Genomic DNA, 24,302 nt, shown 5'->3' on the forward strand with positions numbered 1-24,302 from the left:
GGCTGGAAGTCCCGCGCGCCCCACCCCAGGCCAGGGCCAGCAAAAACCACAGATCATCCGCGCAGGAGCCCCGACACGACCGGGTGCACCAACCCGTGCTGGAGCCCCCAGCAAGCCCGGAGCCCCATCACGCCCCACCCCCAAGCCCGAACTGGTGGGTAAACCCGTGCCGCGTCGCCCTGCTGGCACCGGCGTTCCCCAACGCCAGGGGGGACCGAGCAGACCGGGAACCCCCACCCGACAAAGTCGACCAGGGATGCCCCCACGCAGTGGCAACACCCTGGAACTGGTTGGGAAACCGATTCGTCGCGACGGCAGCACGACCGGCAGCGGACGTCCGGGTGCTCCCACCCGTCCAGGAGCTCCTGGACGTCCAGGAATGCCCGCTGGAATGCGCAAACCGGTGGCTCCCGGTGAGCTCATGCAGCTGCAGAAGCCGGTCGGCCGACCGACGGCACCGGCCCCCCGCCGTCCCGACGCACCGACCAAAGCCGGTGCAGGGACAGCCACACCCCCCGTGGCACGTCCGACCGCTCCATCGGCACCACGTCGTCCGAGCTTCCGTCCTGGCGGTCCTGGTGGCCAGCGACGTCCCGGTCGGCCGGATTGGGATGACAGCGCCAAGCTGGAAGCCCTGCGCAGCCGCTCGCCGCAGAAGCAGCGCCAGAAGGTCCACATCATCGGAGAAAACGATGATTCGCTAGCGGCACAGACCGGCGGCTTCGCCGGGGAACAGGAGAACATGGTTCTCTCGGCGAGCCTGGCTCGTCCCTCAAAACCCAAATTGCAGCAGCGCACGGCACCCAAGCCGGTGGCGGCGATGCGCAAGCGCAAGAAGGAAACCGCCCGTCAGCGCCAGCGTCGGCGTGCCATGGAGCTGCGGGCAGCCCGGGAAGCCAAGCAGGTGCGGCCCGAAATGATCGTGGTGCCGGAGGACAACCTCACGGTGCAGGAACTGGCCGACATGCTGAGCGTCGAAAGCTCGGAGATCATCAAATCCCTGTTCTTCAAGGGGGTCATCGCCACGGTCACCCAGACCCTGGATATGCCGACGATCGAGGCCGTGGCCGAAGAATTCGGTGTGCCGGTGCTCCAGGACGACGTTGAGGAGGCTGCGAAGAAGACCGTCGAAATGATCGAGGAAGCCGACAAGGCTCATCTGATCCGACGTCCTCCCGTGGTTACCGTCATGGGCCATGTCGACCACGGCAAAACCAGCCTGCTGGATGCCATCCGTCAGGCCCGCGTCGCTGCGGGAGAGGCCGGAGGCATCACCCAGCACATCGGTGCTTATCAGGTTGAGGTTGAGCACAACAACGAGCCGCGAAAACTTACCTTCCTTGACACCCCGGGCCACGCAGCGTTCACCGCCATGCGGGCTCGCGGCACCAAGGTGACGGATGTGGCTGTGCTGGTGGTGGCTGCTGATGACGGCGTCCGCCCTCAAACCCTTGAAGCCATCAGCCATGCACGGGCTGCTGAAGTGCCGATCGTGGTGGCGATCAACAAAATCGACAAAGAGGGTTCATCTCCCGAGCGGGTCAAACAGGAGCTGTCCGAACAAAACCTGCTGGCGGAAGACTGGGGCGGCGATGTGGTGATGGTGCCGGTGAGCGCCATCAAGGGCGAGAACATCGACAAACTGCTGGAGATGCTGCTGCTGGTCACCGAAGTGGAAGACCTGCAGGCCAATCCAGATCGTCTGGCCCGCGGCACCGTGATCGAGGCACACCTCGACAAAGCGAAAGGCCCCGTGGCCACGCTGCTGGTGCAGAACGGCACCCTCAAGACCGGCGACGTGGTCGCCGCTGGTCCGGTGCTTGGCAAGGTGCGCGCCATGGTGGACGACAACCGGCAACGGCTGAAGTCGGCCGGTCCCTCCTTCGCCGTCGAGGCCCTGGGCTTCAGCGAGGTCCCCACAGCCGGTGATGAGTTTGAGGTGTACCCCGACGAGAAGTCGGCCCGGGCTGTTGTGGGCGATCGTGCCTCCGATGCCCGTGCCACACGTCTCGCCCAACAGATGGCATCGCGACGGGTCTCGCTCACGGCCATGTCCGGTCAAGCGAATGACGGCGAGCTCAAGGAACTCAACCTGATTCTCAAGGCAGATGTTCAGGGCTCTGTGGAAGCCATCCTCGGATCGCTCGAACAGCTGCCCAAAGATGAGGTTCAGGTGCGTGTGCTCCTGTCCGCACCCGGTGAGATCACAGAAACCGACGTGGATCTGGCCGCCGCATCCGGCGCTGTGATCGTGGGCTTCAACACCTCCATGGCCTCCGGAGCCAAGAAGGCCGCAGATGCCACCGGGGTGGACGTCCGCGATTACGACGTGATCTACAAGCTTCTGGAGGACATCCAGATGGCAATGGAAGGTCTACTGGAGCCGGAGCTGGTGGAAGAAGCCCTGGGCGAAGCCGAGGTGCGCGCTGTGTTCACCATCGGCAAAAGTGCCGTTGCCGGTTGTTATGTCAACACTGGCAAGCTGCATCGCAACTGCCGGGTGCGGGTCCATCGCGGGAAACAGGTGGTCTACGAGGGCGACCTCGACTCCCTGCGACGCAACAAGGACGACGTCAAGGAAGTGGCCACAGGCTTCGAATGCGGTGTCGGCACCGATCGGTTCGCCAATTGGGAAGAAGGCGATCGCATTGAAGCCTTCAAGATGGTCACCCAACGTCGCAAACTCACCACCTGACCCCGCAAGCGATCGTGCAGCCCCGCAGCGAGCCACTGCTCTGGCTTCAGTGCCTGGCTCTTGGAGCCATCCCACTGGAACTGCTGGTGATCCGCCTGGTTCTAGCCGGCGCGGATCCGGGACCTGTGCCTGGTGTGGAGCGATTTCTGATCTGGGGCGTCGGGGTGCTGGCTCCGACTGTGGCGTTATGGCGGCGCCCCGCCGACTGGGGATCACTGCTGCTGGTGCGTCAGCCGCTGGCCAGCCGCAGCAGCGATCAACTCCGCATCAGTGCATCGCAAAGCGGTCTCAGCAGCCGCATTGCTGTAGTAGCTGCGGCGGTCATCCTGCTGCCCACCCTCTGGTGGCTCGATGATTCAGCAGTGCTGGTGAATGAATTTTCTCCGGTTTCGGGCCAGTCCCGCCTCGTCAGCCTGTTGCTTGTCAGTCCGCTGCTGGCGCTGATCGTCTGGCAGTTGCAGCAGTTGGTTCAAGCCGCAGCGGTCTTGGTTGGTTCGGCAACAACAATTGCGGCTGCTGATTCAACCTTCCGGGCTGAAGCTGTTGCAACGCAACGCACCAGCCTTGGCCTGCAGCTGCTCAACCTCCCCGCCCTGGACTGGCCGGAGGCTCAGGCAGACCCAAGCACTGAAGGCATCGTTGAGGAGGCGGACGTCGACGCGCCAGCCGTTGCTGAAGACAGCCAAGACCAGGACAAAAGCGAAACCGATCCGTCCAACAACGAGATTCCCGACGAAACCATCGACGCGAAACCCGCGGAGCCGGAGACGGATGACGGCACTGAAAATGAGACCACCGTTCAAGACAGCACAGACATCAACCGGGGGATGCCTGAGGTCTCTTTTGAAACCGAAGCCAACGACACGGATCAAGCCGTTGAGGTGGCGGACGTCGACGCATCAGCCAGTGATGGCGTCAACCGAGACATCGACGCATCTGAAACGGAAATCGATCAACCAAAAACCAAGATTCCCGACGAAACCATCGACGCGGCACCCGCGGAGCCGGACACGGATGACGGCGCTGAAAACAAGAGCACCGAACAAGAGAGCAAAGACAACACCGCGAAGATGTCTGTGGAATCTGCTGACATTGAGCCTGAAGAGCTGGTGCTGAACAACGAAGCCAAGGAGGTCAGCACCGAGTCAGAACTGGATGTCGACAGTGCTGAAGATGCCGTTGAGGCTGAAGTCGATGCTGCTGAAAACGCCAAGCCATCGGCTTCGCCTGAATCAGTCGTCACTGCTTCCGCTCCTGTCCCGGTCGAACCAGAGCAGCCCGGAGAAGAGGAAGAGAGCACCGCCCTGAATCCCGAAATCAGCCAAGTCGACACTGTCGCCAGCGGAAGCACGGAAGGCCATGGTGAACAGGCCGAGCCCAGCGGAGGCAAAGAGAGCGAACCAGAGCAGTCGTCGGAGCCCCCGCCAGGGAGTCTGTGACTCTTTGAGCAATCGCTCCCGCAACGCGGGATCCAGGCTGGATTTGGAGCGCTGATTATCGGACAAACGTCCCCGTTGGATTCAGAGCAAATGTTAAATTGCTTGTGACGCCGATGTAGCTCAGCCGGTAGAGCAACGCTTTCGTAAAGCGTGGGTCGCCTGTTCAAGTCAGGTCATCGGCTTCACATCATGTTCAAAGTGCTTTCAGCACTGGTTCACGGTGTTTGTTGGTAACGCTCTTAGCATTTAAGTCGAACGATCTGGTCACAACACATCAGAACGCCTAATTTCACGCACTAACGACAAAGTGCAGCAAGGCCAGGAATGGCACATAGCTGCTCACCCGTCTGGATGGTTCCGTCTGCCAGCAATCCCCAGGGAACAATCCAATGCTGAGGATCAACAACATCGAGAACACCACGCGCTTCTGGATTGGGAATAAAAATCACCTGTCTTTGATTCAGCTTCAGGCGATCACGCAACCAAGATGTATAAACCTGAGACTCGAGCAACTGCTGATAGGAGCCATCACGAATAATCTCCTCAAAACCCGCTGTCACAGCATCAGCCAGCTCCATGTTGTCGGGGCTGACATAAAAGAAACCCGCAAATGGATAGGCCACAAGAACATGAGGATCAAGAACCACTCCATCGGAAAAGCGATTAACGACTTCCTGTTCACCCTCAATTTCTGCCACCCCACGCAACAGCAGATCAACCCTCTGCTGATCAACGAGTCGAAATAAATTATCCCCAGATGTTTCAAATGTTCGCAACCCAGCCGCATCAAAAATATCCAGCTCGCTCCAACCACTCCCCTGCAGCAGAGTCAGAGCACGTAATTCCTTCAAGTTGTCGACAGATGCCAACCTTGGCAAGCGCTTGTCGTGGGTCCAACCAACACGAAGCCCCAAGACACCGCCAGTAATGGGAATCGGAATGACCCGCAAACGCGCGTTCAATGATCGACCTGCACCGTAGGCACCGATCGTGATGGCATGGGGGTTTTTGCCTCCCACCAGCTGGCCTGATGCCAAGGCATCAATGGCTGCATCCTGCGACAGATCTTCAGCAGTTAGACCAAAGGCAAAATCAACTCCACTGCGCTCCATAATCAAGCGCAACAGCTGCGTTTTGAACTCCCGTTCCGTATCACCGAGATCACGACCAAGCACTACCGGGAGCACACCATCAGGGAGGGACTGCACTTCCACTGGCGTTAATAAATGCTTATTGTCGAGATCGAGCTGGCCTTCCGAAAATCTTGGGCGGATCGCGAGGAAGGCTGCCACCACTACCAGCAGACTCATAACAACCGAAGCAGCTGTTTGCGAACCAAAGCGAGGCGTGGACATCAGCTCGAGGGAATAATCAAGTAAACACCAAACAAGGTGAAAGCCAAATAACTTGGCAATAGACAACGCCGCAGAATCCCAGATACACGCTTCGAATACTCAGCCAGATGATTATCAATAACCTCATCCGCACCTACCACATAAAGAATACCGAGAAAAATAATGATCTGAAGATTGCCGATAAATCCACTCATAGCTGTCACGGGAAGCTTCCCGGCAATAAAAACATAATTACCACCTGCAGAAACAACCGCAGCAAGGATCAGATCATCACGACTGCGGCTAATCAGCAGCGCCATGCAGCACAGGCCAACTGCAAGAATGTATCCAAGAAAATCAGGGGTGAACCACAGCAAACTCACCCGTTCCAAATGCATCTGAAATACAACCGTGTGCTGACGAATCAACGACAATCCAGACTCGATCCCTGAGCCCAGGTCACTCATCAGTGACACTTGAGAAGGGAAGGCTTCTGAATCATGCAACAACCAACCGGGCAGAATTAATCCTGGGCTCAAAGAGAAGCCATTGGATGGCACCACCTCCAAAGCAGTCGGGTTCAACGGATCGAGGAAGCCAACCTCAACCTTCAAGTGCTGGCTATCAAAGGGATAGCGACTCAGCTGCCAGCGTTGGACCGCCTGCGTACGAATGCGGTAGAGGCTCCAGACACGACCATCGGCACGAGACTCTCGACGCACCCGTTCAAAGCGCTGCACATCACCGTCATGAATGCCATTCAGGACGGTGAGGTCATCACTGGGATTCTGATCCGCAGGACCCGACCAAATCGACCACAAAAAAAGTTGTACTGAAAAGCGATTTTCAAGTAGATCAAGATCACTCAGGTTCGTGACATAAGCGCCAACTTGCAAGATTCCTGGGGACCCACTCTGATCCTCAGGCACATCAATCAGAGTTTGAGCAAGCCTGTCCCAGTCAAACGCCGGAGGGGATGTGTTTGCAGGCAGAGATGGGGCCTTGTGCAGCAAGGGGTGCAACAACAAGCTGAGAACAAGCACTGTTGCCACCAACGGGATCAGCCAGCGCATGCGACGGGACGAGACGCGCACGTCCGGCTACCAAGAACTCCTCGCACGATGACAAGAGCAATACTTGAAAACCAGCGCCGTGCACGTTCTGTGATCCTTCCCTCAAGAGGCGTGGCCTTCAAAACAGGCAGCTACGGGGACCCGGCCGCTACCAACCAACGCGACTACTGGCGGGTGGCGTTCCAACTCGTGAAACGGGCGAAATTCGATCTAGGGATGCTGGTGCTGATGAGTGCTGTGCTGATCCCGCTCGACATTCACCTCAAAGATTGGTTGCTGAGTACGAAGGCCGTGGCTGTTCTGGGCATCGCCATGTCGATCTTCATCGGTTTCCGCAACACCCAAGCCATCAGCAGTTGGTGGGAGGCGCGAACACTGTGGGGATCCGTTGTGAACAAAAGCCGCTGTTGGGCCGACGGCCTACGCGGATTGCTAAGTAGGCAGCAATGGCAAAGTGCACGAACAAAGCACTTGGTGCAGCTTCAGGTCGCCATTGCCTGGCAACTGAACTTTGAATTGCGCAACTTCTGGCACCCTGATCTCCAGTTGATGCGCCAACAGCTGCTGCATCAGCTCGCTCTCCCCGTCAACAGCACAGTTCGCAGCCTGTCGGCTCAACGGGCGATGGCCATTCAGCAGCTGGCTGAGGAGCAGTGGATTAGCGAGCGGGGTCGCATCCATTTGCTGGAGATCAGTGATGCCATGACCGATGCCGTTGGTGGTCTCGAACGGATCCGCAACACTCCGATTCCGCCGCCTTACGACCTCTTCGTTCCTGTGATCAATTGGGTGTTCGGAACGCAGCTGCTGCTCTCATTTGAAAGCCAAGGTTCACCGATTACCGGAATCCTGCTCTTTTTCGGCTTCTTGATAGCTGAGCGGATTGGCGCCTATGTGGAAGGGCCTTTCGATCAAGACGGCAGCAGCTTTTCGATGCCGCTGAATACGATCTGTGTGGGTACCAGTGAAGACTTGATACCTAGTGAACTCGACTACGGCAGGTATCGTCCCAGCCGGAATCCTGTGTTTTGGGACTGATGCAGGACCCCACCCCGATGCGTATCGGATCAGCCCTGAGTGGGTTGCTGCTGGTGCTGTTTCTGGTCGTTCATCTGGCCGGTTTGCTGCCAGCGCTGATCGCACCGCTGAAGTTCGAGCTGTATGCCACGACCCTGCATCACCAGCCGTGGCTCCCTCTGCTGGAAGCCAGCTTGGCCACCACCGCAACCATTCATCTGGTCTTCACCGTCGCCAAAACGCTGCAAAATCGTCGCGCTGAAAATACAGCTGCACTGCGCAGCCGTCGTGGTCGACCGCTCGCGGCTCTCGCCAGCCGCAGCAAAGTCGCTGCAGGAATCATCACGCTGGGATTCCTAACCCTGCACCTGCAGCAATTGCGTTGGCCCCGTCCTGCAGACGGATTGGAGAGAGAGGCATTGCTGCAGGTGCTGCAGCAACCGATCAGCCTGATTGTTTATGCCGCCGGCAGCTTGGCCATCGGGCTGCACCTTCTGCACGGTGCTGAGGCAGCACACCGCAACCTGGGGCTGCTGACCCCGGTTAATGGCCCCAGCATCCGCTGGGGGGGGCGCCTGCTGGCGTCTGTCATCGGAGGAGGCTTCCTGCTGATCAGCCTGGGACTGGCCCTCGGAGGATTGGCATGAGCAGTGGTTGGCCTGACCCCAGGATTCCCTCCGGTCCGCTCGCTGATGCCTGGCGAAGGACTCGGGAGGGACTGCCGCTGATCAGCCCCTTACGCAAAGGGCAGCTGGATGTACTCGTGGTGGGGACCGGCCTGGCAGGCGCTTCAGCGGCGGCAACCTTGGCGCAGCAGGGCTACCGGGTCACGGTGCTCAGCTTCCATGACAGCCCACGCCGTGCCCATTCGGTGGCGGCTCAAGGCGGCATTAATGCCGCGCGTTCCGTTGCGGTCGATGGAGACAGCATCAGTCGCCTGTTCGCCGACACCCTCAAGGGGGGCGACTTCCGCGCCCGCGAATCAGGCTGCCAGCGGCTGGCGGAAATCAGCAGCGGCATCATCGACCAATGCGTAGCCCAGGGGGTGCCGTTCGCGCGCGAATACGGCGGCAGCCTGGCCACCCGCAGTTTCGGCGGTGCTCTAGTGAGCCGCACCTTCTATGCCCGTGGTCAGACCGGCCAGCAATTGCTCTACGGCGCCTACCAGGCCTTGATGCGCCAGGTGGAGCTGGGTCGCGTGCAACTGCTCACCCGTCGGGATGTGCTCGAGCTAATCACCGTGGATGGGGTCGCACGCGGTGTGGTGGCGCGCCATCTGCTGAGCGGTGAGCTGGAGGTGCACACCGCCCGTACTGTCCTGCTCTGCACCGGTGGCTACAGCAACGTCTACTTCCTCTCCACCAATGCGCTCAAGTCCAACACCAGTGCGATCTGGCGAGCCCACTGCAAAGGGGCCCTGTTCGCCAATCCCTGCTTCACCCAGATTCATCCCACCTGCATTCCTAGTGGCGATGTCTTCCAGAGCAAGCTGACACTGATGAGCGAAAGCCTGCGCAACGACGGGCGGGTCTGGCTGCCCAAAAACCCGGACGAGACACGATCTCCCGATGCGATTCCTGAAGAGGAGCGCGACTACTTCTTGGAGAGGCTTTATCCCACCTACGGCAACATGACGCCGCGGGACGTCGCCTCCAGGCGAGCCAGGGAGCTTTGCAACGCCGGGCGGGGCGTCGGCCCGGGGGGGCGATCGGTCTACCTCGACCTCACCGATGCCATCAAAGCCGAAGGTCGCGACGCCATTGCTGCGCGCTACGGCAACTTGATGACAATGTACGAGCGGATCAGCGGCGACGACCCCTACAGCAAGCCGATGCGGATCTATCCCGCCCCCCACTACACAATGGGCGGCCTCTGGGTCGACTACCACCTGATGAGTTCGGTCCCAGGCCTCTTTGTGCTCGGGGAAGCGAACTACTCCGAGCATGGCGCCAACCGACTCGGGGCCAGCGCCTTGATGCAAGGGCTTGCCGATGGCTACTTCATCGCGCCGTCCACGGTCACGGCCTGGCTGGCGAGCACACCGGCCGAGGATGTCTCCACCGACCACCCGGCCTGCCGCGAGGCCCTGGAGAGCACCCGCACCCGGATCAGCCAATTGCTCAACAACAAGGGCAACACCCCGGTGGACAGCTTCCATCGCGAGCTGGGAAGCGTGATGATCGACCGCTGCGGCATCAGCCGCCATGCAAATGGTCTTCAGGAGGGGCTGCAGCAGGTGCGATCCCTTGAACAGCGCTTCGACACTGAAGTGCGGGTGCCCGGCCACGCCAGCGGTCCCAATGCCGAGCTGGAGAAAGCTCTGCGGGTTAAAGACTTCTTCGGGCTTGCCCAATTGATGCTGCGGGATGCCCTAGCCCGAGAGGAGTCGTGCGGCGCCCACTTCCGCGAGGAACACCAGAGTGAAGACGGCGAAGCCCGGCGTGACGACGTCAACTTCGCCCACATCGCGGCCTGGGAGCACAACAGCGGCGGCGATCCGATCCGCCACAGCGAACCGCTGCAGTTCACCACGCTGCAACCCAGCACCCGGAGCTACAAATGAAACTCACCCTGCGCATCTGGCGCCAGAGCAGCGCCGATCAACCCGGGACACATCAGAGCTATCTGCTGGAGAACGTCTCCCCCGACCTCTCCCTGCTTGAAGCACTTGATCAGCTCAATGAACAACTGATCAGCTCCGGAGAACGGCCCGTGAGCTTCGAGCACGACTGCCGCGAAGGGATCTGCGGCAGCTGCGGCTTCCTCGTGAATGGCCAGGCCCATGGACCTCGGACCGCCACATCTGTGTGCCAGCTCTACCTGCGGGAGTTCAGCGATGGCACGGTGCTAACCCTGGAGCCCTGGAGCGCACGAGCCTTCCCTCCAATCCAGGACCTCATGGTGGACCGCTCCGCCTTCGACCGCCTCATCGCCGCCGGGGGCTACTGCTCCATAGGCACTGGTCAGGCCCCGGATGGCAACGCCTTGCCGGTGGGGCGAGAGCAAGCCACTAGCGCCTTCAGCACAGCGACCTGCATCGGTTGTGGCGCCTGCGTCGCCAGCTGCCGCAATGCCTCAGCCAGCCTGTTCGTGGCCGCCAAACTGGCGCATTTGGGTCAGCTGCCACAGGGACAACCGGAACGGGCCCGACGCGCCGATGCCATGCAGCGCCAGATGGAGGCAGAGGGCTTCGGAAGCTGCAGCAGCAACCTGGAATGCGAAGCGGTCTGCCCACAGGACATTTCTGCTGACTGGATCAGCTGGATGCACAGAGAAGCACGGAGCTAATTCAATGAACGGCAAGCTCCTCGTTGCAGGCATTGTTGGATTCTTCCTTCTGTTCTTTGTGATGGAGTCCTGGTTGATGAGGGGCCTTCCCCACTGATCTTCAGGAGCACAAACGATCCAGGCCTACACCAAACAACAGAACTGACCACACTGCTCATCAACGAAGCAACAAAAATTGCAGCAGACCCAACCCAGAAATCCCCAGAATATTTTTTCATCACAACCAACAAGGGATCACTAATATTTTAATTATCGATTCACGCCATCATCATGCAATCCAAGGGCCAACCAGAGCAGATCACAAAAACAGTGGTCGGCATCACGACGGTCTTCATTGGTGGCATCGCCCTCTTATCGACTGTTTTCGTTGTTCCCGCTGGCGAAGTTGGCGTTGTCACAACCCTGGGAAAAGTCTCCGATACCCCTCGAGAACCAGGCTTGAATTTAAAACTACCTTTCATCCAATCGACCCATAACTTCAGCGTAAGAACACAGGTCATTCCCGAAAAATTTTCGACACTCACCAAGGATTTACAGGTAATCGAAGCAACAGCAACGGTGAAATACGCCGTCAAACCTGGGGAGGCGCCAAGGATTTACAGCACCATTGCCACCGACGATTCTGCAATCTATGCAAGGGTGATTCAGCCATCACTGCTGAAGTCTCTGAAGTCGGTGTTCTCGAAGTATGAACTCGACACCATCGCAACTGACTGGAACAACATCTCCACCCTTGTGCAAGAAAGCGTCTCAAACGAACTGAGCAAATTCGACTATGTGGCCGTGAAGGGCCTCGATATCACTGGCCTCAAGATCGCCGAAGAATACAGAGCAGCAATCGAACAAAAACAAATTGCTCAACAGCAGCTTCTACGCGCAAAAACAGAGGTTCAAATTGCAGAGCAAGAAGCCCTTAAGTTTCAAACATTGACCAAGTCGCTTAATGACAGCGTCCTCTACAAGCTCTTTCTCGATAAGTGGGACGGCAAAACCAAGGTGGTACCGCCCATCCGCGGGGGAAGCACAACACCAGTCATTGTTGGTCAATGACCGGGTTGGTCAATGGCCGGACGTGGGAGAAACACATCGGCGACCAGACTCCCTCTTCAGAGGCCAGAGCAACCGCGGGTTGCAGCCTGCAGATCCACAACGGCCTGAGCACCGCGGCCAGCCTTCAGTTGCTGCATGATCAAATCGGCCTGGACGCCCAGCAGCAGCGTCTGACAGGGGTACGCACTGCGAGCCGATGCCCGTCGCTGAAGGGCCTCCGCCTCAAGCAGAGCCTGTTGACAGAGCTGGTGGTGACCCGCTTCAAGGCAGCGCTGTGCCCGTGCCTGAAAGGCGGCCAGAGACGAAGCCTGGGCCGCCGGGATCAGCATGCCGAGAGCCAGCAGGACTGTGACGGAGCGCGTGAGCAGGGCTCAGAGGGACGATTTACTGAGATGATGCCGCAACATCGATCAGAACGCCGTGTACACAGACTGGACTGCCCTCGCTCTGCTGCTGTTCACTGCGGTGCCTCTATTGATCGTGGTGGCGACGGTGACCTATTTCGTGATCCAGAACAACCAAAAAGCTCCCCTGAGCTGAGATTCAGCCCACCGAAGCTCAGGCCATCGGCCGGGTCGGACAACTGAGTTTGGCCAGGCCAGGGGCGTTGATCGGCTGGTGGTTCAACGGTGCGGATTGCACGGCTGAACTGAGCTGACCAGTTCCAAGACAGACAATGCAGGTTCGGAAGCGATCACCCGAAACACGCTGCATTCCACTGCCCCCACAAACTGTGCAAGTGCACATGATCCCAAGGATCAGACGATGTAGTCAGTTTGAGGCGAAATCCCTCGGCTGATCCCGAAGTGATCCTTAAGAAATCACTGCATTGATCTGCTGATGGGTCAAGTCTTCGAGCAACTCTGTTGCGCTGAGCCGCGCATCGGGGTCCACCAGCTGGAGGCCCGAGGCCAAGCGTCCGACAACCATGGCCGCATCCATCCCCGCGGCACGGAGCGATGCCAAGCCTGAACTAGCGACTCGCTTGGAGAGTTTTTGTCCCTGGGCATCGCGCAGCAGCGAGCCATGCCGAAACAGGGGCGGGTGTTGACCCAAGGCATCAAACAAGCTGCGCTGGGCCGGCAACGCTTCCCGTAGATCGGCACCACGCACCACATCGGTGATGCCAAAACTGAGTTCGTCGATCACGGTGGCGAGCTGATATGCGATGAACCCGTCGGCCCGGCGCAGCACCACATCACCACTGCCGTGGGGGTCATCATCTGCGACCCGCAAGCGCCAACTGGGGAGCCGCTGCTGCTGCCAGCCCCAGGCGTGCTCAGCCTGCCGGCAGATCCCGGGATAGATCGGTTGATCGGCCAGCTCCCGCCGGGAACAGCGACAGGCGAAAAGACGACCGGAACGGCGCAACCACGACAACCAGGAGTGATAAATGCCACGCCGTTCGCTCTGCAGCACAGGGGGGCCATCCCAAGACAGGCCCAGCCAGTTCAAATCCCTCTGGATCGACTCAATTGCACCGGCGCGATTGCGCGGCGTGTCGAGGTCATCAATGCGCAGCAACCAAGCACCACCGGCCTGACGTGCCGCCAACCACGACAGCAGGGCCGTCTGCAGATTGCCGAGATGGAGAACTCCTGTGGGCGACGGGGCAAAACGTCCCCGATAGCCACCACCAGCGCACAGGGCTCGGCCCGCCTCCAGATGCTGCTGCAGATGCTCCGGAACAGACATCAAAAAAGGCGACCCATCGGGCCGCCTGGAGAACGAAGGTGAGCCGTGAATCAGCCCTGAACGCGATCTTTGAACATTTTGCCGGCTGTGAAGGCGGGAACACGCTTCGCAGGAATCGCGATCTTCTCTCCGGTCTTGGGGTTCAGACCCTGACGAGCAGAACGCTCACGAGGCTCAAATGAGCCGAAACCCAGGATGGAAACTTTTTTGCCTTCAACCACAGAGTCGATGATCGTGTCGATGGCGGCGTCGACAACCATGGAGACGTCGGTCTTGGTGAGCTCGGTGCGAGCAGCCACCAGATTCACCAGATCAGCTTTGTTCATTGGTTAGAGAGAGTCGGGGGGCGGGAGACGGCTCAAAAACGGCGTAGTGGTCTCGCCGCTGCCTTCCCCAAGCGGCCCAATCGTATGGAGAGCAACCGGTTGCTGCAAGCGAAAAGTCCTGTGCCGCAATGCTTTAGCAGTTCTGCGCAACATCACTCCACCCACGAAAGGGCACAAGACGCTCCCCACGCAGGGCACCGAGTGCAGCCCCAGACAACAGATGGGGACTGGCATCTGGAGGAATCCAACCCCTGAGTTTTGCCAGACTGTTGAGCTGTCTGGACCAGTGAAAGGTCCGGGCATGGCGCATGGGTGCGAGCTGCCCTGGAGCCCATGGCGTCAGCAAACGCCCGCAGAACAACAGCTCATTTGGTGCGGGCGCGAACACCACACAGCTTCCGGGTGTCGGCCCCGGCGTCCACAACAGCCGCAAACCACTGGCGGTGGTGTGCTGCTCAACGAAGGTCTCCAATGGCTGAACATTGGGCAATAGATAAGCCTCCTGTTCCTGCACCAGAACCGGCCATCCCAAACGCTCCTGGAGGCGACGCAGGCGCCCATGCCCTTCACGACTGGTCAGCAAAATCCTCGGGATGCGCGTTCCCGCCAGCTGACGAAGGGCGGTGAGACTGGCCTCCGTCAAGGGCGGACAGTCCACCAATACCGGCTCGGGATCCAGATCCAGCCACCAGGCGCTGCCGCCCTGACTGTCGCGGTTGGGCGGAAACAACCAGAGGTTGTCGCGCAGCTGCTGCGGCGGCCGACCGGCCTCAAGTGTGGTGGTCATCGCCATCGCTTCACACAACGGACCAAACCACTAGTTTGAAGTCGAGATGCCCCAGCAGCCTTGAGTGGCATTCACACCGGTTCTCCCTGGCCCCTTGGCAGCAGCATTACCACCAGGGGGGTGAACTTCGTGTTGGCGGCCCCCGGAGCCGACCGCATCGAATTGCTGCTTTACGGCAACGGCAATGACCGCAGTCCGAAGCGGGTGATCGAACTGGATAGTCGACGTCACCGCTCCGGCGACTACTGGCATGTGGAGGTGGAAGGTCTCGGCGAGGGCTGCTGTTACGGCTACCGCGTCTTTGGGCCTCTGGCGGCCGGGGAGCACGGCTTCCGCCCCTCCAAGGTGCTGTTAGACCCCGCCGCGCGCGCCATCAGCGGCTGGGATGTCTACGACCGGGTGCTGGCCACCGGCCCCTCGCCCAACGCCCATGCCTGCCTTAAGGGGGTGGTCTGCGAACGGGATTTGTTCGATTTTCAGGCCCATCCCCGACCGCGCCACAACTGGCAACGCACGGTGATCTATGAGCTACATGTGGGCGGCTTCACCCGCCGGGAGGATGCAGGGGTCGCCGTTGAACACCGTGGCACCTACCTCGGACTGATCGAAAAGCTGCCCTACCTCACGGAGCTAGGCATCACGGCGGTTGAGCTGCTGCCGGTGTTCTGCTTCGACCCTGCAGATGCTCCCCCCGGGCGCGACAACGTGTGGGGCTACAGCCCCTTGAGTTGGTTCACACCGCACCACGGCTACTGCAGCAGTGGCGATCCGCTCCAGGCCCGTCATGAAGTGCGCCAACTGGTGGCCGCCTGCCATGACGCCGGCGTCGAGGTGCTGCTGGATGTGGTTTACAACCACACCACAGAGGGCAACCGCCATGGCCCCACCCTGAGCTGGCGCGGCTGTGCGGACAACGTCTACTACCACCAAAACGAAGACGGCGACTACCAGGACGTGAGCGGCTGCGGCAACTCGATCGCCGCCAATGCACCAATCAGCACCCAGCTGATCCTCGATTCGATGCGCTGCTGGGCCCTGGAGCTGGGGGTGGATGGCTTCCGCTTCGACCTGGGCATCGCCATGAGCCGCGGCGATCAACTCAACCCCCTGGACGAACCACCCCTGTTCGCGGCAATGGAGGCCGATCCGCATCTAAGCGATCTCAAGCTGGTGAGTGAACCGTGGGATTGCGGCGGCCTGTATCGGCTAGAAGACTTTCCCGCCGAGCGGATCGGCACCTGGAACGGCCATTTCCGCGACGGGGTGCGGCGCTTCTGGAAAGGAGACGAGCACAGCACCTGGACCCTGGCCCAGCGGTTCAAGGGCAGCCCTGATCTCTATGACGGCAAACCGGTCGCCCTGGGGCGTTCGGTGAACTTCATCACCGCCCATGACGGCTTCACCCTTGCGGATCTGGTGAGCTACAACCGCAAACACAACCTGGCCAACGGCGAAGACAATCGCGACGGCGATAACCACAACAACAGCTGGAACCATGGCATTGAAGGCCCCAGCAGCAATCCTCTGGTGCAAACCCTGCGTCGGCGTCAGCAACGCAACCTGCTCAGCTCACTGCTGTTGGCCCGTGGCGTGCCGATGCTGCTGATGGGCGATGAAGTGGGCCGCAGCCAGGGGGGCAACAACAACAGCTGGTGCCAGAACAGCCCGCTTGGCTGGATGGTCTGGGATGAAGACCACTGCGACCTGGAACTCAAGCAGTTTCTGCAGCGCCTACTGCGCCTGCGCCAGGCCCTGCCGCAGCTGTTTAACCCTCTGGTGCCGCCGCGGGAGAGCAACCGCAAATCAGCTCAACAACAGAGCGATCTCTGGCGTCAATGGCACGGAGTAAGCCTGGCCAAACCCGACTGGGCGGCCTGGAGCCGCACCACGGCCACCAGCCTCCACAGCGGCAGCCGCGGCGCACTTCTATGGATGGGCTTCAACGCCTACAAGGAAAGTCTCAGTTTTGAGTTGCCGATTCCGGCCTCCCCTTGGAAGCGGGTGATCGACACATCGCTACCAAGTCCCAAAGATTTTCCGGCAGAACCGGCCAGCTTCAGCGGTGTAGAGATTCCGGTGCAGAGCAGAAGCTTCGTGCTGCTGCTCGCCGATGAGGAGACAACCGACCTTCGGTTGTGAACAGAGCGGGTGACGGGAATCGAACCCGTGTCATCAGCTTGGAAGGCTGAGGTCTTACCATTACACAACACCCGCACAGTACAAACGAACCAGTGCCGCAGGGCTGGTGGTGTCGTGAGTACGCATTCATTATGGCAATTCGCCTGCCCGAAGCCTCCGAGTGACACCGACCGACGCATCCCTGCAGGGGTCTCGCCGCAGGCTGATGCTCGCCTACGGCCTGGGCGATGCCGGTACTGGACTTGCCGCAACCCAGCTGGGCTTCTATCTCTTCCCCTTTTTCATCTGCGCCGCAGGCCTACCGGCTTACATCGCCGGCTCCCTGCTCACGGTGAGCAAAGTCTGGGACGCACTGAATGACCCGATGATCGGCTGGCTGAGCGATCACACCCGTAGCCGCTGGGGGCCGCGACTGCCCTGGATGCTGACCGCAGCCCTACCGCTGGGCATCAGCCTGGCAGCGATGTGGTGGGTCCCCCCCGGGGATACCTGGCAACGCACGGGCTACTACGCGGTAATGGCGATCCTCTTAATGACCGCCTATACGAGCGTCAACCTCCCCTACGCCGCGCTCAGCACCGAACTAACGCCGGACACCGCCATTCGCACCCGCCTCAATGCGGCGCGATTCACCGGATCGATCCTGGCTGGCCTGAGTGGACTCGTCGTGGCATCGGTGGTGTTGACCGATGGAGGCGGGGGCTACCTGGCGATGGGCCGCATCACGGGCAGCATCGCCGCCATCGCCACGCTGCTCTGCTGCTGGGGACTCGCCCCTTACGCCAAACGGGCCCAGCGCCCCGTAGCCACCAGCGAAGCACCGATGCAGCAACTGAAACGGGTGCTGGCCAACCCCCGTTTCCGCCAAGTGCTGGGGCTGTACGTCCTGCTCTGGTTCGGCCTGCAACTGATGCAGGTGGTTGCCCTGATCTGGCTGGTGCAAGTGGTGCATGTGCCCGCCAGCCAGTCCACCTGGATCCTGCTGCCCTTCCAGATCGCCGCCCTGCTAGGCCTTCAGCTCTGGAGCACCCTCAGCAACCGCAACGGCAGGGTGGCCGCCCTGCGCTGGGGCGCATGGCTTTGGATCACGGCCTGCCTGCTGTCGATGGTGTTCCCACCCCTGCCGGCGGATCCCGGCCTGCTGCAACTGCTGCCGCTGGTCGGCCTGATTTCCCTCGTGGGCGTGGGGGCCGCCACCGCCTATCTGATCCCCTGGTCGCTGCTTCCCGATGCCATCGACGCCGACCCGAGCAAACCCGCCGGGCTTTACACCGCCTGGATGGTGTTCGGCCAAAAGCTGATCATCGGCTTAACCATGTCGGTGTTCGGCAGCCTGCTCTCGCTCACGGGTTACATCTCCGCCAAAGGGGGCGACTGCAGTGGAGCCCTGAGTTTTATCGAACAACCGTTTTCAGCCCTGCTGGCGATCCGCATGTGCATGGGCCTGCTTCCAGCCATCCTTGTGTTCTGCGGCCTTGCAGTGATGCGAGGCTGGCCTGACCGTGGAGCCCATCTACAGAAGGCCGCCGGATGAAGACGCCCCGTTCGATCAAACGCCTGGGATCCAGCCTGCTGATCGGGGGGCAGGCCGTGGCAGCCACCCTGCGCGGACGCATCGATCGAGGGGAGCTGTTCGATCAACTTTTGGAGGCCGGCCCAGGCAGCGTGCTGATCGTGCTGATCATCTCCGTAGCTGCAGGCTCGGTGTTCAACATTCAGGTCGCCGCCGAACTAACCCGCCAGGGAGCGGGATCGACGGTGGGCGGCATCCTCGCGATCGGCCTGGCCCGGGAAATCGCTCCCCTGCTCACCTCATGCCTGCTGGCCGGGAAGGTGGCTACTGCCTACGCCGCCCAGCTGGGCACCATGAAGGTGACGGAACAGATCGACGCCATCACGATGCTGCGCACTGATCCGGTGGAGTACCTGGTGGTGCCCCGAATGATCGCCATGGTGGTGATGGCACCGGTGCAGTGCTTCTTCTTCTTCCTCGTCGCGGTGTGGTCGGGCCAACTCACCAGCACGGCCCTCTACAACATCCCGCCGGCGGTGTTCTGGACGTCGGTGCGCACCTGGATGGACCCCCTTGACCTGCCATTCATGCTGGTGAAGGCTTTGGTTTTCGGGCTGATCATCGCGACGGTGGCCTGCGGCTGGGGCCTGACCACCCGCGGCGGCCCCAAGGAAGTGGGCACCAGCACCACCGGCGCGGTGGTAATGATTCTGATCCTGGTGGCCCTGATGGATGTCGTTCTTACCCAGGTGCTATTCGGAACATGAGTTCAACCCCCACCCCCGTCACCCTCAAGCCGGACGTGCGGCTGCCGCTGCTGGTGGTGGGCCTCGGACTGGCACTGCTGCCGTTACCGCTAACCCCCTGGCCCACCCTGGTGGTGTCGCTGTTCGGACTGTTTCTACTGATCCAGAGCGCCAGCCTGCGTCTGGAATTCAAAGAGGAGGCTTTGATCGTTTGGCAGAACGGCCGCGAGCTGCGCCGCTTTCCTTACGACCAATGGCTCAGTTGGCGGCTGTTCGCACCCTGGCTGCCGGGCCTGTTCTATTTCCGCGAAACCCAGAGCATTCACTTTCTGCCGATCCTGTTCAGCCCCAAGGAGCTGCGAGACCAGCTGGAACTGCGGGTCGGATCCCTGGAAGCACCCAAGGACGACACGAACACGACCCAGCCATAACACGATTTCGCGTCGAAATAGTGAATGAATCGAATCAATATCGTGCACCAACAGCACAATTGTGATGCCGACTTTTTTTCTGCGGCCCCTTCGGCTGGAATAGAGGGATGGAGAGCACGGCAGCTGACGCAATGCCCGACGACACCGACCTGACCAGCCAGGCGCCTGAAACGGAGCAAGCCTCTACGGAATCAACAGGTGACACCACCAGCGCAACCAGCTGCGAGCCAGACGCGGCGGAGACCAACCCCGTAATGGAGTTAGCTCTCAAGGACCTGCAAATCCGCCGCGATGCGCTGGAGACGGAAATCACCGCCCTGACCAGCCGTAAAGAGCAGCTCGAAACCGAGCTCAAGGCCAACTTCGCCGGCCAATCCGACGCCATCGCCCGGCGCGTGAAGGGCTTCCAGGAGTACCTGGGCGGCGCCCTGCAGGATCTGGTGCAGAGCGTCGAAAACCTTGAGCTGGTGGTGCAGCCGATGGTGGTGAAGCCATCGCCCCTGGATCAGACCGCAGACAGCGCTGCGGCTCCAGATAGCAGCGGTGAAAGCACACCGCCTCCGGCGGTGGCGGACACCTTCCGACCCGACGAAGAGCTGATCCGCCAGACCCTGGAGCGGTTCCTCAAACAGCCCGACGTCTACGCCGATCCCTGGACGCTGCGGCGCAGCATCGACGCCCGCGACACGGCCCTACTTGAAGACTGGTTTTTCAATCAAGGCGGACGCGGCGCCCAGCCCAGCCGCGGCACCCGGCCCCGCAACATCCTGGTGAGTGCCGCCCTGATCGCGGTGATCGGCGAGCTCTACGGCGATCAGTTCCAGTGCCTGGTGCTGGCCGGCGGCCCCGAACGTCTCGGCGAATGGCGGCGAGGCCTGCAAGATGCCCTCGGCCTGGGCCGGGAAGACTTCGGCCCCAGCAGTGGCATCGTGCTGTTCGAACGCCCCGAAGCCCTGGTGGAACGGGCCGACCGACTGGAGGAGCGGGGCGAAGTGCCGTTGATCCTGATCGATGCCGCTGAGCGCAGCGTCGACATCCCTGTGCTTCAGTTCCCCCTCTGGTTGGCCTTCGCGGCCGGACCGGGTGAACGCCTCGACGACGACGATCTGCTGTGATCCTCACTGCTCTGCTGCTCCTGGCCATCGGCTACCTGCTGGGAGCCACCCCCAGTGGATACCTCGCCGGCCGCTGGCTCAAAGGCATCGACCTGCGCGACTGCGGCTCCGGCAGCACCGGCGCCACTAACGTGCTGCGCAATGTGGGCAAAGGCCCTGCTCTGGTGGTGTTCTTGCTGGATGTGGGCAAGGGCGCCCTAGCGGTGCTGCTGGCCAAAAGCGTTGGACTTAACGACTGGGTGCAGGTGCTGGCAGGCCTAGCCGCGTTGGCGGGGCACATCTGGCCGGCGTGGCTGGGTTGGAAGGGCGGCAAGGCGGTGGCCACCGGGTTCGGCATGTTTCTCGGCCTGGCCTGGCCCGTGGGACTGGCCTGCTTTGGCCTGTTCATGGCCCTGATCTCGATCTTCCGGATCGTGTCGCTCTCCAGCGTGGTAGCCGCCATCGGATTGCCGGTACTGATGGCGCTCTCCGGCGGCAGCAGCGCCTACGTGGTGGTGTCGCTTGTGGCCAGCCTGATGGTGCTCTGGCGCCATCGCAGCAACATCGAGCGACTGCTGGCGGGCACTGAACCCAAAATCGGGCAGAAAGGTAAGGGCTGATCACCACTGGCTCTTGTTATCCAAACCGCTCAGCTGACGAAGTCCGGCAGGGCGTAACTGGTGAAGTAGTCGTATTCCCAGCCGCCTTCGCTGGGGTCAAAGGTGCGCTCACCAAAAGATCGGCGTAGATCGCGGGCAAATCAGCATCGCTGCCGTCCCCCATACCCACCACACTCACCTGCAGCTGATGCTCTGCATTCGTTGCCTGTGCAGCGATTTCATCCAAAGTCTCATTGAGCTTTCTTTGCACCTGAAACCACTCCTGCCTACCCCCGTTATTGCGCATGAATACGAAGGTCGTCGCAGACAACATCACAACACTGAAGGGGCAGACACTTTTGATCTCTAGCGATGCAGACCTTTGTTCACCCCTGCCAACGGAAAAATGTCAGAGACATGTTTCACCCCTACAGACAACTAGCAGGGGATGGTCCAAATCGAACAGGATCTATCTTTCAATGATTGACGATTGAGCTAGACGTCACTATTACATCTCCACAAAGCAAGTCTGGGATTCGTTCTTATCACCAAATTGAATCACGACAAAACGATGTTTTAGAGGTCGCCAATTGATGCAAACCACATCAGAATAATTCCCTCGATGTCATCCAAAGCATGGCGACTAACCGTCGCGCCCAACACATTCTCCAAGCCTTACTGCTAGGCAGCCTTGGGCTCCTGATGGCGGAGCTACTGCAGCCGGTTGATGTCTATGCCCAGAGCTGCACGATTGATCCTCTCGGTGGCGAGGTGTGTCTGCCTGAGGAAGAGCCGGAAGACCCTGAAGATCCTGATGACGACGAGGTACCTGACGACTCCAAGACATCCAAGAGCAGCAGAAAACAGCGCCCTGCGGTGATCATTCCCCAGTGCTTTGGGCCCTGCACCCAGTTCCCGCCAGCTCCCCCCTACCGGCAATTCGCGGAGGAAGCAGCACCCGAACCCACTCCTGCGCAAGGGCCTGAACCAGCGCTGGAACCAACCGCGGAACCAGCCGAACCGATCCGTCCGCTCTGGATGAAGAGCGATTCACTCGATCCCGCTGTTGCGGAGGCCTATCTGGAACGAACACTCCAGGCACAGGCCGATGCTGTTGTCTTTGATGCCGACGACGACACCATCTTCATCGACGTAGAAGGCATTCGCTATCGCGAAATCATCAATCCCCATGGCCTGCTATTCACCAATGAGGTGAACAAGCCCGCCGTGAATGCCTGGGTGCGCGGTTTCGGCGGTGTTAGCAGCAACGGCACCACGGGCAATCGCTACGCCGACTTCGACAACGGTGGCGCCCAACTCGGTGTCGACATCCCCTTAAGCGATGAAACCCGGATCGGCCTGTTCGGCACCTACGCGGTAATGAATGGCCGTGATGGTGGACGCGGCAGCTGGGATGCCGATGGCTGGGGAGGCGGAGCCTACGCCGAGTACTGGAGCAAAACCTTTGTGCTGCGGGGCATGATCAGCGCCGGTGGCTACGACGGTGAGCACCGCCGCTCCACCCACGGCGAAACCGCCAAGGGCAATCGCAGCGGCAATTCCTGGACCGGCGTCGTCAGCGTGGCTGCCCCCATCGAGAGCGGTTACTGGTTGATCGAGCCGCAGGCCCAGGTCAGCTACACCAACACCAGCCTCGACAGATTCAGCGAACACGGTGCCGATCGCGAGGATCGGCTCAAATACCACGCGATGGAAGTGGACCAGGTGGGCAGTGAGATCTCACTGAAATTTGCTCGTCCAATCCGAGATGGCGAACGCTCGGTGTTTCTACCGTCGTTACGCGTGGGCTGGGCCGCTGACTGGGGCATCAGCGGCGGTGATCAAAAGGTGACCTACCGCGAATCCGGCAAGACCAAACGCTGGGACATGAACGGCGGCGACGACCACGCCGCCCTGATCGAACTTGGACTCGACTACACCTCCTACAATTTCAATGTCACATCCGTGGGCGTCTATGCCCGCGGTGGTGCGTTGGTCTGGGGTGGCGACCGCGGCACCAGCTGGCAGGCGCAGGGCGGCCTGAGTTTCAAGTTCTAAGGCAAGCGCTCGAACCGCTTGGTACGGTCCCACCCTCCGTGATAGCGGTAGCGCCGCGTTAGCTCCTGAAAGGTGCCGAAGGCTTCACGTCCCGTGGTGCCTCGCACCGTCAGCACTCCATCGCTGAACTGCATGTCACGCAAACCGTTCATCACCAGACCGGGCAGCGGCGCGGCATCCACCACCACAGGACTCACCACCCGGCGCGAAAAACCGTTCTGTTTCACCAGAGCCAGCTGCACCCCCTGGGTGCCGTTGCCCCCCATGCAACCGAGATCACCGGTCCAGGCCACCAGCCAGACGCCAAAGATGCCATCGGGCAGCTCAGGCTCCAGGGTGACCGTCACGTACTGGCGATACCCCGGCACCCCCTCATGGATCTGGCAGGCCACGGTGCGGCTGTAACGCCGCACCACCTCCTGTGGGGTCAGCCCCGGTTCATTGGCATTCGCCCGTGGTGCGCCCAGCCCGAGCGCCAGCAAAGAAGCCAGCAACCGCAACCAGCCACGCATGGATCGCTCAACGTCGTTGCCCTGTTGGTAACCAAGAGAAGGGCGATCAAAGCGCCCCGCAACACTGCGCAAACGCGGCGCTGGGGTCATCGGCTTTGGTGATCGGCCGGCCGATCACCAATTGGCTGGCCCCGGCTTTAATCGCCTCGGCGGGCCCCATCACCCGGGCTTGATCACCGACTGCGGTGCCTTTGGGGCGAATTCCAGGGGTGACCAACGCGAACGGTTCCGGATGCTGCGCCCGCAGCGCCGCGGCCTCCAAGGGTGAACAGACGCAGCCGCCGATGCCGGCAGTTGCCGACAGCTGCGCCAACGCCGGCACCCGTTCGGCAATGCCCTGGGCGATAGCGAGTTCCCGTTGCAACCGTTGCTCCTCCCAACTGGTGAGCACCGTCACCGCCAGCAGCGTTGGAACGGGTTGCCCAGCCCTTTGGGCTCCTTCCACCGCCGCAGCCTGGGCCGCCTTGAGAGCTTCGCTGCCAGCACAGGCATGCACCGTGATCAAC

Annotated in this window: 23 protein-coding genes, 2 tRNA genes and 1 pseudogene; 15 read left to right on the forward strand and 11 right to left on the reverse strand. The window is 60.7% G+C overall.

The window, feature by feature from the left end; all coding sequences use genetic code 11:
- Both infB and FZZ92_RS12930 read left to right on the forward strand, forming a co-directional pair.
- Positions 1-2,695: translation initiation factor IF-2 (gene infB / locus FZZ92_RS12925; protein WP_226423394.1), on the forward strand; the 2,695-nt coding region annotated here is incomplete at its 5' end.
- Between the two features lie 14 nt (positions 2,696-2,709).
- Positions 2,710-3,270, forward strand: a pseudogene (locus FZZ92_RS12930) (low-complexity tail membrane protein); the annotation flags it as partial.
- A 657-nt stretch (positions 3,271-3,927) separates the two neighbouring features.
- On the opposite strand, the gene FZZ92_RS12935 reads toward FZZ92_RS12930, so the two are convergent.
- The gene (locus tag FZZ92_RS12935; protein ID WP_226423395.1) at positions 3,928-4,200 is read right to left on the reverse strand and encodes a DUF3493 domain-containing protein; all 273 of its coding nucleotides are present in this window, start codon (positions 4,198-4,200) and stop codon (positions 3,928-3,930) included.
- 43 nt (positions 4,201-4,243) lie between these two features.
- Here FZZ92_RS12935 and FZZ92_RS12940 point away from each other — a divergent pair.
- Positions 4,244-4,316: transfer RNA gene (locus FZZ92_RS12940), tRNA-Thr, on the forward strand.
- A 114-nt stretch (positions 4,317-4,430) separates the two neighbouring features.
- On the opposite strand, the gene FZZ92_RS12945 is transcribed toward FZZ92_RS12940, so the two are convergent.
- Together FZZ92_RS12945 and FZZ92_RS12950 are read right to left on the reverse strand one after the other, a co-directional pair.
- A complete protein-coding gene (locus FZZ92_RS12945; RefSeq protein ID WP_226423396.1) occupies positions 4,431-5,555 on the reverse strand; it encodes a hypothetical protein in 1,125 nt (374 codons plus the stop codon).
- Positions 5,489-6,562: a hypothetical protein gene (locus FZZ92_RS12950; protein ID WP_226423397.1), complete on the reverse strand. Its 1,074-nt coding sequence runs from the start codon at positions 6,560-6,562 to the stop codon at positions 5,489-5,491. Before FZZ92_RS12950 ends, FZZ92_RS12945 begins: the two co-directional genes overlap by 67 nt.
- A gap of 90 nt (positions 6,563-6,652) precedes the next feature.
- Here FZZ92_RS12950 and FZZ92_RS12955 point away from each other — a divergent pair, with 90 nt between their 5' ends.
- From FZZ92_RS12955 to FZZ92_RS12975, 5 genes are all read left to right on the forward strand, one after another.
- Positions 6,653-7,579 carry a bestrophin family protein gene (locus FZZ92_RS12955; RefSeq protein WP_226423398.1) on the forward strand — a complete coding sequence of 309 codons (927 nt, stop codon included), beginning with the start codon at positions 6,653-6,655 and terminating at the stop codon, positions 7,577-7,579.
- On the forward strand, positions 7,579-8,205 hold the full coding sequence (locus FZZ92_RS12960; RefSeq protein ID WP_226398027.1) for a succinate dehydrogenase cytochrome b subunit: 627 nt from the start codon (positions 7,579-7,581) through the stop codon (positions 8,203-8,205). The genes FZZ92_RS12955 and FZZ92_RS12960 overlap by 1 nt, the downstream gene beginning before the upstream one ends.
- Complete coding sequence (locus tag FZZ92_RS12965; RefSeq protein ID WP_226423399.1) at positions 8,202-10,121, forward strand: fumarate reductase/succinate dehydrogenase flavoprotein subunit; 1,920 nt, start codon at positions 8,202-8,204, stop codon at positions 10,119-10,121. Before FZZ92_RS12960 ends, FZZ92_RS12965 begins: the two co-directional genes overlap by 4 nt.
- The gene (locus tag FZZ92_RS12970; RefSeq protein WP_226398025.1) at positions 10,118-10,846 is read left to right on the forward strand and encodes a succinate dehydrogenase/fumarate reductase iron-sulfur subunit; all 729 of its coding nucleotides are present in this window, start codon (positions 10,118-10,120) and stop codon (positions 10,844-10,846) included. The genes FZZ92_RS12965 and FZZ92_RS12970 overlap by 4 nt, the downstream gene beginning before the upstream one ends.
- 270 nt (positions 10,847-11,116) lie before the next feature.
- Positions 11,117-11,896: a prohibitin family protein gene (locus FZZ92_RS12975; RefSeq protein ID WP_115022265.1), complete on the forward strand. Its 780-nt coding sequence runs from the start codon at positions 11,117-11,119 to the stop codon at positions 11,894-11,896.
- A 56-nt stretch (positions 11,897-11,952) separates the two neighbouring features.
- Here the strand turns inward: FZZ92_RS12975 and FZZ92_RS12980 are convergent, their stop codons facing one another.
- From FZZ92_RS12980 to FZZ92_RS13000, 5 genes are all read right to left on the reverse strand, one after another.
- Positions 11,953-12,225, reverse strand: coding sequence for a hypothetical protein (locus tag FZZ92_RS12980; RefSeq protein ID WP_226398024.1), 273 nt, complete (start codon positions 12,223-12,225; stop codon positions 11,953-11,955).
- 229 nt (positions 12,226-12,454) lie between these two features.
- Positions 12,455-12,610, reverse strand: a complete 156-nt coding sequence (locus FZZ92_RS12985) for a hypothetical protein (protein WP_170951104.1) — start codon at positions 12,608-12,610, stop codon at positions 12,455-12,457.
- Between the two features lie 99 nt (positions 12,611-12,709).
- A complete protein-coding gene (gluQRS, locus tag FZZ92_RS12990; RefSeq protein ID WP_226423401.1) occupies positions 12,710-13,591 on the reverse strand; it encodes a tRNA glutamyl-Q(34) synthetase GluQRS in 882 nt (293 codons plus the stop codon).
- 50 nt (positions 13,592-13,641) lie between these two features.
- Entirely contained in the window at positions 13,642-13,917 is a 276-nt protein-coding gene (locus FZZ92_RS12995; RefSeq protein ID WP_006850925.1) for an HU family DNA-binding protein, read from the reverse strand.
- 133 nt (positions 13,918-14,050) lie between these two features.
- The gene (locus tag FZZ92_RS13000; RefSeq protein ID WP_226423402.1) at positions 14,051-14,710 is read right to left on the reverse strand and encodes an MBL fold metallo-hydrolase; all 660 of its coding nucleotides are present in this window, start codon (positions 14,708-14,710) and stop codon (positions 14,051-14,053) included.
- 54 nt (positions 14,711-14,764) lie between these two features.
- On the opposite strand from FZZ92_RS13000, the gene FZZ92_RS13005 reads away from it, so the two are divergent.
- Positions 14,765-16,843, forward strand: a complete 2,079-nt coding sequence (locus FZZ92_RS13005) for a glycogen-debranching protein (RefSeq protein ID WP_226398021.1) — start codon at positions 14,765-14,767, stop codon at positions 16,841-16,843.
- Positions 16,844-16,847: 4 nt separating this feature from the next.
- On the opposite strand, the gene FZZ92_RS13010 is transcribed toward FZZ92_RS13005, so the two are convergent.
- Positions 16,848-16,918 (reverse strand) — tRNA-Gly (locus FZZ92_RS13010).
- A 130-nt stretch (positions 16,919-17,048) separates the two neighbouring features.
- Here FZZ92_RS13010 and FZZ92_RS13015 point away from each other — a divergent pair.
- The 6 genes from FZZ92_RS13015 (at position 17,049) to FZZ92_RS13040 (ending at position 23,284) form a co-directional block, all read left to right on the forward strand.
- On the forward strand, positions 17,049-18,377 hold the full coding sequence (locus FZZ92_RS13015; protein ID WP_226398037.1) for an MFS transporter: 1,329 nt from the start codon (positions 17,049-17,051) through the stop codon (positions 18,375-18,377).
- Entirely contained in the window at positions 18,374-19,123 is a 750-nt protein-coding gene (locus tag FZZ92_RS13020) for an ABC transporter permease (RefSeq protein ID WP_115093215.1), read from the forward strand. Before FZZ92_RS13015 ends, FZZ92_RS13020 begins: the two co-directional genes overlap by 4 nt.
- Positions 19,120-19,533 carry a DUF3119 family protein gene (locus tag FZZ92_RS13025; protein ID WP_226423404.1) on the forward strand — a complete coding sequence of 138 codons (414 nt, stop codon included), beginning with the start codon at positions 19,120-19,122 and terminating at the stop codon, positions 19,531-19,533. The genes FZZ92_RS13020 and FZZ92_RS13025 overlap by 4 nt, the downstream gene beginning before the upstream one ends.
- A gap of 107 nt (positions 19,534-19,640) precedes the next feature.
- Positions 19,641-20,648 carry a DUF3086 domain-containing protein gene (locus tag FZZ92_RS13030; protein ID WP_226423405.1) on the forward strand — a complete coding sequence of 336 codons (1,008 nt, stop codon included), beginning with the start codon at positions 19,641-19,643 and terminating at the stop codon, positions 20,646-20,648.
- Positions 20,645-21,247: a glycerol-3-phosphate 1-O-acyltransferase PlsY gene (gene plsY, locus FZZ92_RS13035; protein WP_226398018.1), complete on the forward strand. Its 603-nt coding sequence runs from the start codon at positions 20,645-20,647 to the stop codon at positions 21,245-21,247. Before FZZ92_RS13030 ends, plsY begins: the two co-directional genes overlap by 4 nt.
- A gap of 615 nt (positions 21,248-21,862) precedes the next feature.
- Entirely contained in the window at positions 21,863-23,284 is a 1,422-nt protein-coding gene (locus FZZ92_RS13040; protein WP_226423407.1) for an autotransporter domain-containing protein, read from the forward strand.
- Here the strand turns inward: FZZ92_RS13040 and FZZ92_RS13045 are convergent.
- Positions 23,281-23,886, reverse strand: a complete 606-nt coding sequence (locus FZZ92_RS13045; RefSeq protein WP_226398016.1) for a flagellar basal body rod protein — start codon at positions 23,884-23,886, stop codon at positions 23,281-23,283. The genes FZZ92_RS13040 and FZZ92_RS13045 overlap by 4 nt on opposite strands.
- Positions 23,843-24,302, reverse strand: a 460-nt coding sequence (gene pyrF, locus FZZ92_RS13050; RefSeq protein WP_226423408.1) for an orotidine-5'-phosphate decarboxylase, incomplete at its 5' end; no start/stop codon positions are given. The genes pyrF and FZZ92_RS13045, both read right to left, overlap by 44 nt.

The organism is Synechococcus sp. MU1611, from assembly GCF_020514255.1.
Taxonomy (GTDB): Bacteria; Cyanobacteriota; Cyanobacteriia; order PCC-6307; family Cyanobiaceae; genus Parasynechococcus.